This is a genomic window from Ruegeria sp. BHSA191, from assembly GCF_059613325.1.
The window spans coordinates 77,753-91,782 of sequence record NZ_JBXWSH010000009.1 but is presented as its reverse complement, the minus strand read 5'-3'; the positions used below and the strand labels follow the sequence as shown (position 1 = coordinate 91,782).

Annotated in this window: 21 protein-coding genes; 13 read left to right on the top strand and 8 right to left on the bottom strand. The window is 64.5% G+C overall.

Translation table 11 applies throughout. The annotated features are described in order from the left end of the window. Positions 1 to 47: 47 nt before the first annotated feature. From ispH to AC2FNS_RS11075, 7 genes are read left to right on the top strand one after another with little or no spacing between them, the layout of a single operon-like run. Positions 48 to 998 carry a 4-hydroxy-3-methylbut-2-enyl diphosphate reductase gene (gene ispH / locus AC2FNS_RS11105; RefSeq protein ID WP_496803846.1) on the top strand — a complete coding sequence of 317 codons (951 nt, stop codon included), beginning with the start codon at positions 48 to 50 and terminating at the stop codon, positions 996 to 998. Then, on the top strand, positions 995 to 1,447 hold the full coding sequence (locus AC2FNS_RS11100; RefSeq protein ID WP_496679296.1) for a DUF3429 domain-containing protein: 453 nt from the start codon (positions 995 to 997) through the stop codon (positions 1,445 to 1,447). The genes ispH and AC2FNS_RS11100 overlap by 4 nt, the downstream gene beginning before the upstream one ends. After that, a complete protein-coding gene (locus AC2FNS_RS11095) occupies positions 1,444 to 2,028 on the top strand; it encodes a class I SAM-dependent methyltransferase (RefSeq protein WP_496711220.1) in 585 nt (194 codons plus the stop codon). The genes AC2FNS_RS11100 and AC2FNS_RS11095 overlap by 4 nt, the downstream gene beginning before the upstream one ends. Continuing rightward, positions 2,021 to 2,488, top strand: coding sequence for a ribonuclease HI (gene rnhA, locus AC2FNS_RS11090; RefSeq protein WP_496711219.1), 468 nt, complete (start codon positions 2,021 to 2,023; stop codon positions 2,486 to 2,488). Before AC2FNS_RS11095 ends, rnhA begins: the two co-directional genes overlap by 8 nt. Next, a complete protein-coding gene (locus AC2FNS_RS11085) occupies positions 2,485 to 3,108 on the top strand; it encodes a trimeric intracellular cation channel family protein (protein WP_496679303.1) in 624 nt (207 codons plus the stop codon). The genes rnhA and AC2FNS_RS11085 overlap by 4 nt, the downstream gene beginning before the upstream one ends. A gap of 41 nt (positions 3,109 to 3,149) precedes the next feature. Then, the gene (locus AC2FNS_RS11080) at positions 3,150 to 3,374 is read left to right on the top strand and encodes a hypothetical protein (protein ID WP_496711218.1); all 225 of its coding nucleotides are present in this window, start codon (positions 3,150 to 3,152) and stop codon (positions 3,372 to 3,374) included. Then, a complete protein-coding gene (locus AC2FNS_RS11075; RefSeq protein WP_496711217.1) occupies positions 3,346 to 3,762 on the top strand; it encodes a hypothetical protein in 417 nt (138 codons plus the stop codon). Before AC2FNS_RS11080 ends, AC2FNS_RS11075 begins: the two co-directional genes overlap by 29 nt. Positions 3,763 to 3,771: 9 nt before the next feature. Here the strand turns inward: AC2FNS_RS11075 and AC2FNS_RS11070 are convergent, their stop codons facing one another. Genes AC2FNS_RS11070 through def (AC2FNS_RS11050) form a run of 5 tightly spaced genes read right to left on the bottom strand, consistent with a single transcriptional unit; the run spans position 3,772 to position 6,182 of the window. Next, positions 3,772 to 4,008, bottom strand: coding sequence for a GlsB/YeaQ/YmgE family stress response membrane protein (locus AC2FNS_RS11070; RefSeq protein ID WP_149776373.1), 237 nt, complete (start codon positions 4,006 to 4,008; stop codon positions 3,772 to 3,774). A 1-nt stretch (position 4,009) separates the two neighbouring features. After that, positions 4,010 to 4,246 carry a hypothetical protein gene (locus AC2FNS_RS11065; RefSeq protein ID WP_005981317.1) on the bottom strand — a complete coding sequence of 79 codons (237 nt, stop codon included), beginning with the start codon at positions 4,244 to 4,246 and terminating at the stop codon, positions 4,010 to 4,012. Next, positions 4,246 to 5,166, bottom strand: a complete 921-nt coding sequence (gene fmt / locus AC2FNS_RS11060) for a methionyl-tRNA formyltransferase (protein ID WP_496711216.1) — start codon at positions 5,164 to 5,166, stop codon at positions 4,246 to 4,248. The genes AC2FNS_RS11065 and fmt overlap by 1 nt, the downstream gene beginning before the upstream one ends. A 6-nt stretch (positions 5,167 to 5,172) precedes the next feature. Then, a complete protein-coding gene (gene def, locus AC2FNS_RS11055; protein WP_496679312.1) occupies positions 5,173 to 5,667 on the bottom strand; it encodes a peptide deformylase in 495 nt (164 codons plus the stop codon). After that, positions 5,664 to 6,182, bottom strand: a complete 519-nt coding sequence (def, locus tag AC2FNS_RS11050) for a peptide deformylase (protein WP_170361514.1) — start codon at positions 6,180 to 6,182, stop codon at positions 5,664 to 5,666. Before def (AC2FNS_RS11050) ends, def (AC2FNS_RS11055) begins: the two co-directional genes overlap by 4 nt. Before the next feature lie 94 nt (positions 6,183 to 6,276). Between def (AC2FNS_RS11050) and AC2FNS_RS11045 the strand changes: the two genes are divergently transcribed. Continuing rightward, positions 6,277 to 7,449 (top strand): MalY/PatB family protein, encoded by a 1,173-nt coding sequence (locus AC2FNS_RS11045; protein ID WP_496711215.1) that lies wholly within the window; start codon positions 6,277 to 6,279, stop codon positions 7,447 to 7,449. 11 nt (positions 7,450 to 7,460) lie between these two features. Here AC2FNS_RS11045 and AC2FNS_RS11040 read toward each other — a convergent pair whose 3' ends face one another. Next, positions 7,461 to 7,814 (bottom strand): hypothetical protein, encoded by a 354-nt coding sequence (locus AC2FNS_RS11040; protein ID WP_496679319.1) that lies wholly within the window; start codon positions 7,812 to 7,814, stop codon positions 7,461 to 7,463. Positions 7,815 to 7,995: 181 nt separating this feature from the next. Between AC2FNS_RS11040 and AC2FNS_RS11035 the strand changes: the two genes are divergently transcribed. Then, on the top strand, positions 7,996 to 8,985 hold the full coding sequence (locus tag AC2FNS_RS11035) for a glutathione S-transferase family protein (RefSeq protein WP_496711214.1): 990 nt from the start codon (positions 7,996 to 7,998) through the stop codon (positions 8,983 to 8,985). Here AC2FNS_RS11035 and AC2FNS_RS11030 read toward each other — a convergent pair. Beyond that, a complete protein-coding gene (locus AC2FNS_RS11030; protein WP_490359939.1) occupies positions 8,967 to 9,329 on the bottom strand; it encodes a response regulator in 363 nt (120 codons plus the stop codon). The genes AC2FNS_RS11035 and AC2FNS_RS11030 overlap by 19 nt on opposite strands. A 181-nt stretch (positions 9,330 to 9,510) precedes the next feature. Between AC2FNS_RS11030 and AC2FNS_RS11025 the strand changes: the two genes are divergently transcribed. From AC2FNS_RS11025 to AC2FNS_RS11010, 4 genes are all read left to right on the top strand, one after another. Next, positions 9,511 to 10,476 (top strand): threonine-phosphate decarboxylase, encoded by a 966-nt coding sequence (locus AC2FNS_RS11025; RefSeq protein WP_496711213.1) that lies wholly within the window; start codon positions 9,511 to 9,513, stop codon positions 10,474 to 10,476. Beyond that, complete coding sequence (gene cbiB, locus AC2FNS_RS11020; RefSeq protein WP_496711212.1) at positions 10,473 to 11,393, top strand: adenosylcobinamide-phosphate synthase CbiB; 921 nt, start codon at positions 10,473 to 10,475, stop codon at positions 11,391 to 11,393. The genes AC2FNS_RS11025 and cbiB overlap by 4 nt, the downstream gene beginning before the upstream one ends. A gap of 14 nt (positions 11,394 to 11,407) precedes the next feature. After that, a complete protein-coding gene (locus tag AC2FNS_RS11015) occupies positions 11,408 to 12,571 on the top strand; it encodes a lytic murein transglycosylase (RefSeq protein ID WP_496679325.1) in 1,164 nt (387 codons plus the stop codon). A 470-nt stretch (positions 12,572 to 13,041) separates the two neighbouring features. Then, positions 13,042 to 13,575 (top strand): extensin-like domain-containing protein, encoded by a 534-nt coding sequence (locus AC2FNS_RS11010; RefSeq protein ID WP_496679326.1) that lies wholly within the window; start codon positions 13,042 to 13,044, stop codon positions 13,573 to 13,575. Positions 13,576 to 13,648: 73 nt separating this feature from the next. On the opposite strand, the gene AC2FNS_RS11005 is transcribed toward AC2FNS_RS11010, so the two are convergent. After that, the gene (locus AC2FNS_RS11005) at positions 13,649 to 14,008 is read right to left on the bottom strand and encodes a hypothetical protein (protein WP_496711211.1); all 360 of its coding nucleotides are present in this window, start codon (positions 14,006 to 14,008) and stop codon (positions 13,649 to 13,651) included. Between the last annotated feature and the right edge of the window lie 22 nt (positions 14,009 to 14,030).

Below are 14,030 nucleotides of genomic sequence, written 5' to 3'. Positions count from 1 at the left end.
CCCGAGGGCGGAAAAGCCTTACCTGTCCCTGTCAAGGAGACAGACGCATGACCAAGCCCCCCCTGACCCTGTATCTGGCCGCCCCGCGCGGGTTCTGCGCTGGTGTGGACCGCGCGATCAAGATCGTGGAAATGGCCCTGCAGAAATGGGGCGCCCCGGTCTATGTCCGGCACGAGATCGTGCACAACAAGTTCGTCGTGGACGGCTTGCGCGCCAACGGTGCCGTCTTTGTCGAAGAGCTGGACGAATGCCCCGATGACCGGCCGGTGATCTTTTCCGCCCATGGCGTGCCCAAGTCGGTGCCCGCCGCCGCAGCCGCGCGCGAGATGCTCTATGTCGATGCCACCTGCCCGCTGGTATCCAAGGTCCATATCGAGGCCCAGCGCCACGCCGAGGCCGGGTTGCAGATGATCATGATCGGGCACAAGGGCCACCCCGAAACCGTCGGCACCATGGGCCAGCTGCCCGAGGGCGAGGTTCTGCTGGTGGAAACGGTCGACGATGTGGCCAAGGTGCAGGTCCGCGACCCCGAAAAACTGGCCTTTGTCACCCAGACTACCCTCTCAGTGGACGACACGCGCGACATCGTGGCCGCGCTGCAGGACCGCTTCCCGGCCATCGTCGGCCCGCACAAGGAAGACATCTGCTATGCCACCACCAACCGTCAGGAGGCGGTGAAGACCGTCGCACCCAAGTCGGATGCGCTGCTGGTGGTGGGTGCGCCCAACTCCTCAAACTCGCGCCGTCTGGTCGAAGTGGCGTCCAAAGCGGGCTGCACCTATGCCCAGCTGGTGCAGCGGGCCACCGACATCGACTGGCGCGCGCTGGAAGGGATTTCCAGCATCGCCATCACCGCCGGCGCCTCTGCGCCCGAAGTCCTTGTGAACGAGGTGATCGACGCCTTCCGCGACCGTTATGACGTGACCGTCGAAACCGTCGAAACCGCCACCGAGAATGTCGAGTTCAAGGTGCCTCGCATTCTGCGCGTGCCCGCATGAGCGGCATCCCCCGCGCACCGTTAGTTCTGGGCCTGGCCGGTCTGATCCCCTTTGTATGGGGCGCGCTGACCTACCTGAGCGGAGACCTGAATGATTGGGGCAGCCGCGCGCTGGGCCCCCGGTTCGTGGGGCCCTATGTGCAGCTGTTCTATGGCGCTGTGATCCTCAGCTTCATGTCCGGCGTTCTGTGGGGTTTTGCCACCAAGACCTCGGGCAACCGGGCGGCGCTGTGTTATGGGCTGTCGGTCCTGCCGGCGCTGTGGGCGTTTTTCACCACCGGCGGCGGGCCGGTCGACGCGGGTACCAACCTGATGATCGGCTTCGCCGGTCTGCTGGTGCTGGACGCGCTGTTCTGGTCGTGGGGCCTGACCCCGCGCTGGTGGATGAAACTGCGGCTACTGCTGAGCGCCGTCGTTCTGGCCTGCCTGGCCGTTGGAGTATTCCTGTGAGCGACAAACGAACCATCGACGCCTACACACCCCGTGTGGACGACTATCTGAAAGTGCCGCTGCCGCCCGAACAGATCGAATCGCGCGCAGCATTCGCGCAGGCGGTCGGCGACGGGCTGGTGCTGGATCTGGGGTCGGGTCCGGGTTTGGACAGCGGATTCTTTCTGTGCCAGGGGCTTCGGGTTCGGGCGCTGGACGCCACACCTGCCTTTGTCGAACACGCCCGCGCAAATGGCGTGGAGGCGTATCTGGGCACGTTCGACGACGTGACCGAAACAGCCGAATACGATGGGGTCTATGCCAGCTTTTCCCTGCTGCACGCCCCGCGCGCCGATTTCCCGCGACACCTCACCGCCATCCACCAGGCCCTGAAGCCGGGCGGTGTGTTCTTTCTGGGCCTGAAACTGGGCACCGGAGAGCATCGCGACGAACTTGACCGCTACTACACCTATTTCACGCGCCCCGAGATCGAGACCGCGTTGGTCGAGGCCGGGTTCGTCATTGACCGTGTCACCACCGGTATGGGAAAGGGGCTGGCCGGATCGTATGACGGTTTCATTCTGGTGCTGGCCCATGCCTGATCTGTTTGCCTATACCGATGGTGCCTGTTCCGGCAATCCCGGCCCCGGAGGCTGGGGCGTGCTGCTGCGGGCCATGGATGGAGAAACCGTCCTGAAAGAGCGCGAGCTGAGCGGCGGCGAGGCCGAGACGACCAACAACCGGATGGAGCTGCTGGCTGCGATCAGCGCGCTCGAGACATTGGAGCGGCCCTCGAAAATCACCATCGTGACCGACAGCGCCTATGTGAAAAACGGGGTGACGGGCTGGATCCACGGGTGGAAGCGCAACGGCTGGAAGACCGCAAACAAGAAGCCCGTCAAGAACGTGGACCTGTGGCAGCGGCTGGACGAAGCGCAACAGCGCCATGACGTGACCTGGGAATGGGTCAAGGGCCATGCCGGCCACCCCGAAAACGAACGCGCCGACGAACTGGCACGCGCGGGCATGTCCCCGTTCAAGCCGAAAAAGGCCCGCACATGAGCGGTCTGGCCCTGCTGGACTATACCTCGGTTTTGGTCTTTGCGCTGACCGGGGCGCTGGTGGCCAGCCGGGCGCAGCTGGACCTTGTGGGGTTTGCCTTCATCGCCTGTCTGACGGCGGTGGGCGGTGGCACGGTGCGTGATCTGCTGCTGGATCGGCACCCGGTCTTCTGGGTGGGTCAGCCCGACTATATCCTGATCGCGGTGGCGGCGGCGGTGGTCGTGTTCTTCACCGCGCATCTGGTTGAAAGCCGCTACAACTGGCTGGTCTGGCTGGACAGTTTCGCGCTGTCGATCGCCGTTGCCGCGGGCACCGGCGCGGCGCTGGCGCTTGGCCAGTCGGGCGTGATCGTGGTGTTGATGGGTGTGACCACCGGCTGCCTGGGCGGGCTGATGCGCGACGTGGTCTGCAACGAGGTGCCGCTGGTGCTCAAACAGGGCGAACTCTATGTCTCCTGCGCCTTCACGGGGGCGCTGGTGGCGGTGATGGCGACCCGTCTGGGGCTGGAGACGCTGCTGGCGCTGGGCCTTTGCGCGCTGTCCTGCTGGGCGCTGCGGGCCGGATCGCTGCTGTTCGGCTGGCAGTTGCCGGTCTACAAGGCACGCCCGCCGCGGCAATGACCGCCCGCCGGACAAGGGCGAAAGGCGCAAGGATTCATCCGATGACACGGTTGCTGATCTGCCTGCCCCTGCTGGCTGGATGCGCCGAGGACTACACGCCGCTGAGTTTCGTTGCGCGCGGGGACAAGATCGTTGCGCGCGGGGACAAGATCATTGTGACGGGAACGATCGACCACACCTCGCTCAGCGCCTTCGAGGAGGTCATCGCCCATAATCCGGGGTTGCAGGACGCTGGTGTTGCAGAGCATCGAAGGGTCGGTGGATGACGACGACAACGTGATCTTCGGCCGCGTCGTACGGGCCGAAGGGTTCGATACCGTCGTTCCGTCAAACGGTCTGGTGGCATCGGGCGGAACCGATCTGTTTCTGGCGGGCAATCGACGGACCCTGCAACCGGGCGCCTGTGTCGGGGTCCACAGCTGGGCGGGCGGTGGGTTCATAGCCGCAGAGCTGCCGGAAGATCACCCCAAGCATGACAGGTATCTGGACTATTTCCGCGATATCGACGTGGACGAGGATTTCTACTGGTTCACTCTGGATGCGGCTTCGGCCGAGGACATGCACTGGATGACTGCGGGCGAAGCGAACCGGTTCGACATGACAACCCAGCCCGTTCAGCGCCTTGGATCCGCGGACATCTATGACGCGCGCTAGGGCCTCGGGTCAGCGCCGGAAATAGGTCTTCCAGATCCAGATCAGCAGCAGCGCGCCCAGCACCGCGCCGACGAAGCCTGGCATCCAACCCATGACCGTCAGCAAGGCGCGCATGATCAGCCCGCCCACCACTGCCCCGGCGATACCGATCAGCAGGGTGGTGGGGATGTCCGCCTCGATCCGCATCAGGCGGGTGGCCAGAAATCCGGCCGCGGCGCCGATGACGATCAGGGCAAGGACGGGTATCTCATTTCCTCCAATGCGTGGGCACGATGATCAAGGCCCCCACCGACGAGATCACCGCATCCAGCCCGGGCGGCCCAAAGCTGATGCCGAACATGATGCGGATAAAATAGAACAGGAACGCCCCGCCCACGCAGATGATGATGGATTGCAGATAACCGTTGTGGGTAAAGCCCGTCACCTCGGACAGATAGCCGACGATGCCGGCAATCACGACGGTGCCCATCATCACCATGAACATCAGGACGTCTCCGAGCTGAGGCGGGTTCCGGCCGGGATCGACCAGCCCCGCAGGAAGGTTTCCCTATCCTGCGCCGCCCTGCCCGCCCGTTGCAAGCGCAGCAACTCGACCGCGTCGGTGCCGCAGGCCACGCGCAGCGCGTCGTCCAGTACCTCGCCCGGCACGCCCTGCCTGTCCGACAGGCGCGAGGCGAGCAGCTTGACGCGCTCGCCCTCGATCTCGGTCCAGGCGCCGGGAAAGGGCGACAGGCCACGGATCTGGCGATCGACCTCGACAGCGGGGCGCGACCAGTCCACGCGGGCCTCGGCCTTGTCGATTTTTGCGGCATAGGTCACGCCGACCTCGGGCTGCGGTTCGGGGGTTAGCTCGGGCAGGCGGTCCAGTGCCTGCACGATCAGATCGGCGCCCATCGCCGACAGGCGGTCATGCAGCTGGGCGGTGGTTTCCTCGGCTCCGATCGGGGTGGCCTGACGCAGCAGAACGGGGCCAGTGTCCAGACCGGCCTCCATCTGCATGATGCAGATGCCGGTCTCGGCATCGCCCGCCATGATCGCACGGTGGATCGGCGCGGCCCCGCGCCAGCGCGGCAGCAGGCTGGCGTGGATGTTCAGGCAGCCATGCCGGGGCGCGTCCAGAATCGGCTGCGGCAGGATCAGCCCATAGGCCACGACCACCGCCACATCGGCCTTCAGCGTGGCAAAGGCTGCCTGTTCCTCGGGCGATTTCAGCGAGGTGGGATGGCGCACCGGCAGGCCCAGCGCCTCGGCGCGGGCATGCACCGGCGTGGGCCGGTCCTTCTTGCCGCGACCGGCCGGGCGCGGGGGCTGGCAATAGACGGCGGCGATCTCATGCCCGGCCTGCACCAACGCATCCAGCACCGGCACCGAAAACTCGGGCGTTCCCATGAAGATGACGCGCATGCCGCCCTACCCCGCTTTTTTCGCCTTGCGCAGCAGCATGTCGCGTTTGACCTTGCTGAGACGGTCGAAATACATCCGACCGTTCAGATGGTCGATCTGGTGCTGCACGCTGGTGGCTTCGATGCCGACGAAATCGCGCTGGTCGATCTCGCCTTTTTCATTGAGGAATCGGACCGTCACCGCACGCGGACGTTTGATCTTGGCCGACACGCCCGGCAAGTTCGGGCTGGCCTCGTCATGCTCGCGCAGCTCGATCGAGCTGTGCAGAATTTCGGGGTTGGCCAGGCGCACCGCGCGGCCACGCTCGGTCGAGCCATCCACGACCGCCAGCCGCAGCATCACGCCGATCTGGGGCGCCGCCAGGCCGACGCCGGGCATTGCCTCCATCGTGTCGATCATGTCGTCCCAGATGGCGCGGATCTCATCGGTGATCTCGGTTACCGGCTCGGCCTTGGTGCGCAGGCGCTTGTCGGGCCACGGCAGGCAGGGACGGACGGTCATGCGCGGGCCAGCTCACGCTTGAGCTTGACCATCTTGCGCGTGATCATCTGCCGTTTCAGCGGCTTGAGATAGTCGATGAACAGCTTGCCGTTCAGGTGGTCGATCTCGTGCTGCACGCAGGTGGCCCAGAGCCCGTCGAAGGTTTCGCGCTGCGCCTTGCCGTTCTTGTCCATCCAGGCAACCTCGACCTCGGCGGGGCGGGTGACCTCGGCGAACTGATCGGGGATCGACAGGCAGCCTTCCTCGTAGACACTGGTCTCATCCGAGGCCGAGATGATCTCGGGGTTGAACATCACCAGCGGGCGGGGGGTGGCGCCTTCCTCCTTGACGCAATCCAGCACGATCAACCGTTCCAGCACGCCGATCTGGGGCGCGGCCAGCCCAATGCCCGGCGCGTCATACATGGTTTCCAGCATGTCGTCGGCCAGCGCGCGCAGCTCGTCCGACAGGTCGTCCACGGGCGCACAGACCTTTTTCAGGCGGGGATCGGGATGGATCAGGATGTTGCGTTTCATGGGGCTGATTTAGGTCATCGCGGGCGCGGCCGCAACGCCCCCCTTGCACCGGGCGAATTTCCCGATAGCTTTCAAGCCAACAAATGGAGCAGACATGACTTTCAACGACCTGATCGACCGCCGGGGCACCTTCAGCTCGAAATGGGACAAGATGGAGCAGCTGTTCGGCGTCTCGCCCGAGGACGGGCTGGCCATGTGGACCGCCGATTCCGACTATGCCACCGCGCCCTGCGTGATCGACGCGGTGCGCCGCGCGGCCGATCACGGGGTGTTCGGCTATTCCTGGCAGCACCCGGCCTATCTGCAGGCGGTGCAGTGGTGGATGCAGAACCGCCACGACTGGGCGATCGAGACCGATTGGGTTCTGACAACACAGGGTCTGGGCAACGCCATCGCGCTGAGCCTCGATGTGTGGAGCGAACCGGGGGACGGAGTGGTGATCTTCACGCCGGTCTACCACGAGTTTGCGCACAAGGTGAACAAGACCGGCCGCCGGGTGGTGGAATGCCCGCTGGTGCGGGCCGGCGATACCTATGAGATCGACCTGGACGACGCACAGTCGCGGCTGGACGGGTCCGAACGGATGTTGATCTGGTGTTCGCCGCAGAACCCGTCCGGGCGGGTTTGGACAGTGGAAGAGCTGCGTGCGGTGGCGGCCTTTGCCGTACGCAACGGGCTGATCCTGATCTCGGACGAGATCCATCACGATCTGGTCTATCCGGGCCACAAATTCGTGCCGATGGACGTGGCCGCGCCGGATGCGCGGCCCTGGACGGTGACGCTGACAGCGGCGTCCAAGACCTTCAACATCGCAGGCCAGCGCACCGGCAACATGATCATTCCAGACGACACGCTGAGGGCGCAGATGCGCCACCGGCTGAACAATTTGGACTATGACCCCAGCGCACTTGGCGTGGCCATGATCACCGCGGCCTACACGCCGGAAGGTGCCGAATGGGTGGATGCCCAGATCGACCATCTGAACGGCAACCGTGCGCTGTTCGATGAGACGATTTCCGAGATCCCCGGCCTGTGGTCGATGCCCCTGCAGGCGACCTACTTGGCCTGGGTCGATTTCTCGGGCACCGGAATGAACCATGCCGAATTCGTGCGGCGTCTGCGGCAGGACGCACGGATCGCCACCTCACCCGGGCCAGGTTTTGGCACTGGGGGCGAGACGTTCGAACGCTTCAACCTGGCCACCCAACGCACGCGGGTCGAAGAGGCCTGCACGCGGTTGAAGGCGGCCTTCAGCGATTTGCAGTAGACTTGGCAGGCCTACTCCGCCGGCCCGAGCAGGGCAATCGGGGCGTCGGGGTCACGCGCATAGTCCAGTGGCGCAGTGTCGACATGGGCCGTGCTGCGTTTGAACTCATACCGCATTTCCGGGCCTTCAGTATCTGCCGCAATGATCAGGCACTGATACAGATGCCGCGCTCCGTCATAGATGTCGACCAGCCCGCGCAGGCGCGGCGTGGTATCAGATTCGACCGTGAACCCGTCCTTCCACAATCTGAGGACTCTGTAGGTTTTGTCGCCCACTTCCACCCGCAAACGGCTGGCCTTCTTCAGGGCGGCGATTCGGGCGGCGTCCAATTCCGCGCTGATTTCCTTGGAAACATAGGTACTCATGAAAAACTCCCCCGGTTGCCGATTCCATTCTGACCTCATTTTCGTAAAAATCCAGTGAACTTGGTCGCATGAGCGCGGGCGGCGTTGTGCATCCGCGCAGGGACCTTGCGCGCTGAACCTCATAGGAACGAAGGACTATGCGTCTTATCATTGTGGCCAGACGCAAAGTGGAGGAGCCGGGATGGGCCTTTTGATCGACGGCGTGTGGCACGACAAATGGTATGACACAAAATCCACTGGTGGGGCCTTCAAACGCTCGGCCGCCCAGTTCCGCAACTGGATCACAGCCGACGGCCGCCCCGGCCCGTCGGGCAAGGGCGGGTTCAAGGCCGAAGCCGACCGGTATCACCTTTATGTCAGTCTGGCCTGCCCCTGGGCGCATCGCACGCTGATCTTCCGTCAGCTCAAGGGGCTGCAGGACCTGATCACCGTATCGGTCGTTCATCCCGACATGCTGGAACACGGCTGGACCTTCCAGACGGACGACCACGGCGCCACCGGAGACACGCTCTATGGCCTGGACTATGCCTATCAGGTCTACACCCGCGCCGATCCGCAGTATTCGGGCCGGGTGACGGTACCGATCCTTTGGGACAAGGCGCAACAGACAATCGTGTCGAACGAAAGCTCCGAGATCATCCGCATGTTCAATGCGGCCTTCGACGAAATCACCGGCAACACCGACGACTACTGGCCCGCCGAAATGCGCGACGCGATCGAAGAGGTCAACGCGCGGGTCTATTCAAACGTGAACAACGGTGTCTACAAGTCGGGCTTTGCAACCACGCAAGAGGCCTATGACACGGCCGTGCACCCCCTGTTCGACACGCTGGACTGGCTGGAGGACCGGCTGTCCACGAACCGTTATCTGATGGGGGATCGCCTGACCGAGGCCGACTGGCGCCTGTTCACGACCCTGATCCGGTTTGACCCGGTCTATCACCTGCATTTCAAATGCAACCGCAGACGGCTGATCGACTATCCCAACCTGTGGGCCTACACGCGCGAGCTGTATCAGTGGCCGGGGGTGGAAAGCACAGTGAACCTGCATCACATCGTGCGGCACTATCACTACAGCCACGACAGCATCAATCCGCACCGGATCATCCCGATCAACCCGGTTCTGGACTATTGGCAGCCGCACGGACGCAATCAGCGCCCCGCTGCGTAGTGTTCGACCATGGCCGCCAGATCCTCGGGCGGCGTGTTGCTCTGGACATAGGCACAGGCGTTCGAACTGTGCGCAAAGATCGACCCGTCCGAGAAGAAGGTGGTATTGGTGACAAAGATCACCCGCGCGTCCGGCCGGCGATAGTTGGCAAAATCCGCCACGGCCAGCGCGCTGCCGGACTCCAGCACCAAATCCAGAATGATGACTTCGAACGGCGTCGCATACAGCGCCAGGATCGCGGTCTCCTGGCTGTCAACCAGCGTTACCTCGGCACCCTGGCGCTCCAGGTGCCGCTGCCACACCCGACCGAGGTCAGGGTTACTCTCAACAATCAAAACTTTCATTTGCAACAACCTTGGCACTTGATACAGTCCGAAGTGCCATCCCCTACGCCCCTGATCCCGCGATTTCGTTAACAAAGTGTTAACGGTCACTTCCACATTTCCAGAACGGGCGGATTCCCTTGTAAATTCGGCGTGAATCCGCTTGAACCTGGGTAAATCGCGCGAACAGGCAAGAAAACGCATGACGGACAGCATCGAGGATTTGAACCCGCGCAGCCGGCGCGACCATGGCGGCGGCCTGGACCAAGCCATCGCCAGCCATGGCGGCGCGCGAGCGGAATGGATCGACCTGTCGACCGGGATCAACCCGCATCCTTATCCTATGGCGGACCTCATGCCTGAAGACTGGACCGCCCTGCCGGATCACGGGGCCTTTGCCCGGCTCAGCGATGCGGCCCGTCGCTTCTGGGGTGTGCCGAACGGCGCGGCAATCCTGCCCGCGCCGGGCGCCTCGGCCCTGATCGCGCGGATCCCGGCGCTGGCCCCCGTTGGTGCGGTCCAGATCACCACGCCTACCTACAACGAACATGCTGCCGCCTTTGCCGCGCAGGGCTGGAGGGTGCAGCCTGACGGTCCGGCGCCGGCACGGGTGATCGTGCATCCCAACAATCCCGACGGCTGGATTTGGCAGGCTAAGGACGCCGACGCGCCGCTGACCGTGATCGACGAAAGCTTTTGCGACGTGACGCCCGAGGTATCTCTGATCCGCCTGTCGGAACGCTCCGGCGTGATCGTTCTGAAAAGCTTTGGCAAGTTCTGGGGTCTTGCGGGCCTGCGACTGGGCTTTGCCATCGGGGACCCCAACCTGATCGCGCGTCTGAACGATCTGATCGGCCCCTGGGCGGTGTCCGGCCCGGCCCTGCGCATCGGCGCGCAGGCCTTGAATGACACAGCCTGGGCCGAGGCCACACGCGCCCGGCTGGTCCGTGATGCGGATCGGCTAGATACGCTGATGACTGGCAAGGGCGCGCATTTGGTCGGCGGCACCACCCTGTTCCGCCTGTATGACGTGGACGATGCCGCCGCCTGGCAGGACCGGCTGGCACAGGCCCATATCTGGAGCCGCATCTTCCCCTATTCCGACCGGTTCCTGCGGCTGGGCCTGCCCCCCGAGCATGGCTGGTTGCGGCTCGAGGCGGCGCTGTGAGCGCCGCGCTGACGCTGGCCCTGGCGATGCTGCTGGACGCCGCATTGGGCGAGCCCGACTGGCTGTGGTCGCGTCTGCGGCACCCGGCGGTGCTGATGGGCAACGCCATCGGCTGGTTGGACCGCCGCCTGAATCACGGCACGCATCGACGCGCCAAGGGCGTGTTCGTCGCCCTTCTGCTGCTCTTGAGCGGCTGGGTGGTCGGTGCGGCGCTGACGTGGCTTGGCTGGGTGGTCGAGGTCGTGGTCTGTGCGATCCTGTTGGCGCAGAACTCTCTGGTGGCGCATGTCCGCGCCGTGGGCGTCGCACTGCGGCAGTCCCTGCCCGAGGGCCGCGCCACGGTTGCGATGATCGTGTCGCGCGACACCTCGCAGATGACCGAGGCACAGGTGGCGCGCTCGGCCATCGAAAGCGCCGCCGAGAACCTGAGTGATGGGGTGATCGCCCCCGCCTTCTGGTTCTTGCTGGGCGGCCTGCCGGGGTTACTGGTCTACAAGGCGGTGAACACCGCCGACAGCATGATCGGATACCGCAACGACACGTACCGGGACTTCGGCTGGGCCGCCGCTCGGCTGGACGATCTGCTGAACCTGATCCCGGCGCGGCTGACTTGCCTGATGATCGTGGCCCTGTCGGGGCAGTGGCGCCAATGGCGGGCCATCTTGGCGGACGCGCGGCGCCACATCTCGCCCAATGCCGGCTGGCCCGAGGCCGCAATGGCCCGCGCGCTGGACGTGGCACTGGCCGGGCCGCGCAGCTATGGCGGGCAGATGCGCGATCTGGCCTGGGTCAACGGCGAAGCCCGGCGCTCGATCGGCGCAACGGAGGTTTTCCGCGCATGCGGAATGCTTTGGCAGGTTTGGGGGCTTGCGTTGGCGGGGCTGACGGTGTGGGTTGTTCTGAACACGGTTTTCTGAGGATGGTTTTCGTCATGCGCATTGTCTCGGGCCTTGTGGCCGCTTGCCTGTTCGCTGCCCCGGCCCTTGCACAATGCGGCGGCGGCTTCAGCGCCTTCGTTCGCGGGCTGAAGGCCGAAGCGGTGCAGCAGGGGTTCGATACGGCCACGGTCGATGCGTTCTTCAACGGTGTGCAACAGGACCCCAAGGTGCTGAAGGCCGACCGGGCACAGGGCGTGTTCCAGAAACCGTTCATCGAATTCTCGCGCCGCCTGATCTCGCAGGACCGGATCAGGCGCGGCCAGGCGATGGCGCAGAAATACGACGCCGTGTTCGACCGGATCGAGGCCGAATACGGTGTGTCGCGCGGGGTCCTGCTGGCCTTCTGGGCGTTCGAGACGGATTACGGCGCCTTCCAGGGCGATTTCAACACCCGCAATGCTTTGGTGACGCTGGCCCATGATTGCCGCCGCCCCGAGCTGTTCCGGCCGCAGATCTTCGCCGCGATCGAGCTGTTCCGGAACGGCGATTTCGACCCGAACCGCACCACCGGCGCCTGGGCGGGCGAGATCGGCATGGTGCAGATGCTGCCCCGTGACATTCTGGAAAACGGCGTTGACGGTGATGGCGACGGGCATGTGCGGTTGAAAACGTCGGCCCCCGATGCACTGATGTCCGGGGGCAAGATGTTGTCGCATCTGGGTTGGCAGCCGGGTCAGCCCTGGCTGCAGGAGGTCACCGTGCCTGCGCAAATGGACTGGTCGCTGAGCGGGCCGGGCAAACCGCGCCCGGTGTCAGACTGGCAGGCGATGGGTGTGCAGGCGCGTAGCGGGTCGCTGGCCAACCTGCCGGCCTCGCTGATCCTGCCGCAGGGGCGCAAGGGGCCGGCCTTTCTGGCCTATCCAAATTTCGATGTCTATTTCGAGTGGAACCAGAGCTTTGTCTATGTCCTGACCGCGGCCTATTTCGGAACGCGTCTCGAGGGCGCACAAGTCTATGCTGCGGGCAACCCCGAACCGGGCCTGACCGGCGCTCAGATGAAGCAGCTGCAGGCCAAGCTGCAGGCGCGCGGGCACGACGTGGGCAAGATCGACGGTATTCTGGGCGCCGGTACGCGGGCCGCAGTTCAGGCCGAGCAGGCCCGGCTGGGCCTGCCCGCAGATGCTTGGCCAACGGTGGATCTGCTGAACCAGCTCTGAGCGGGCGCGGCACAGGAAAGGCCAGTGCGAAGCCAACCGCTCGAACCGGCGGCCCGATGACCGACGGCAGAAAACGGTTGATCCGACGGCGCGGCATCCGCTTAACTTCCAGAGGTGAAAAGTTTCCCGGACCGGATCGCAGGGGCGGACGCGGCGATCCGCACCCGGTGCGGTCCGGCTGCAATCGGGCAAGCACCCTGCCCGGCTGTCTGGAGGTTGGTGTGATCCGTGTTCTGAGTGTTCTGCTGTGTCTTGGTGTCGGGCCGGCATTCGCCGCCCCCAACTGTGCCGAGGGTCCGGTACCCAACTTGCAAGGATTTGACATTCCCGCGCCGCCTGATCCCGGCGACACCGCGCAGCCTGCAGCAGTCGTTGTACCCGCTGACATTGTCCGCACGCCCGTCGCAGTCTCGCCCCGCCCTGCCTTACGACCGTGCAAGTTTTCCAAGATCGGAGAGGGCCGCCAGCGCATGCGCGAACGTGGCGCCTTGTGCGATGACTGGACCATCGTTGGCGAACCTCGGAGACGCTTCGCCGGAACGTACCGGGGCTGCGGCATCGGCCGCCCGGTTCAGGTCCACAGCATGTCGGACATCCGACTGAGCCAGAAGGCGTTGATGGATTGCCGAACGGCAATCACCCTCAATACATGGATCGAGACCATGGCCAAACCGGCCTTTGCAGATCTGGGCGGCGGATTGGACGAGGTCCGGCTTGTCGGACACTATTCCTGCCGGACGCAGAACAACCACCGCTATGCGCCTTTGTCCGAACATGCGCGCGGTCGGGCCGTAGACATTTCGGCGTTTCAACTCAGGGATGGCACGATCGTGTCCGTGCGGGATGGGTGGAATACACTGGAATTCGGCCCCATTCTACGCCGCCTACATCGTGAAGCCTGCGGGCTGTTCGGTACCGTGCTCGGCCCGGCGGCGGACAAGTACCACCGTGATCACTTCCACTTCGACACGGCACAGCGCCGCAAGGGGGCGCTGTGCCGCTAGCATCCGGCCAAAGCCATGCACTGCCAGGCTCCACGCATCGGGGCAGAGCCCGATGGATCTGAATGCCATGACATCAAGGCCGCACCGGAAATCGTTCGCCTTTTTCGGTGATCAGGATCAGCCGGTCTTTGTTGCGCACATACAGATCGCAGCGGTCGAACCCATTTCGATACTGCACACAGATGCTGCCATCAGCGGCGATGCTGTAGGTCCCGAAGGCCGTTCCGCCGCCATTGGCCGCTGAATAGGTATAGGAATAAGACCCACCGGCCGAGTATTTCGACTGACCGTCGTCATGGAAGGTCAGCGTGCGGCCTGCCAACGCATCCAGTTCAGCGGGGCTCAAGGGGACGTCGCCGGGGCGGGTGGCCCATTCGGCAGCCCAGAGCGGCGAGGCGGCGCAAGCCGCGGCGATCAGCAACAGATGTTTCATGCGGCCAGCCTAGCCCGGTCCG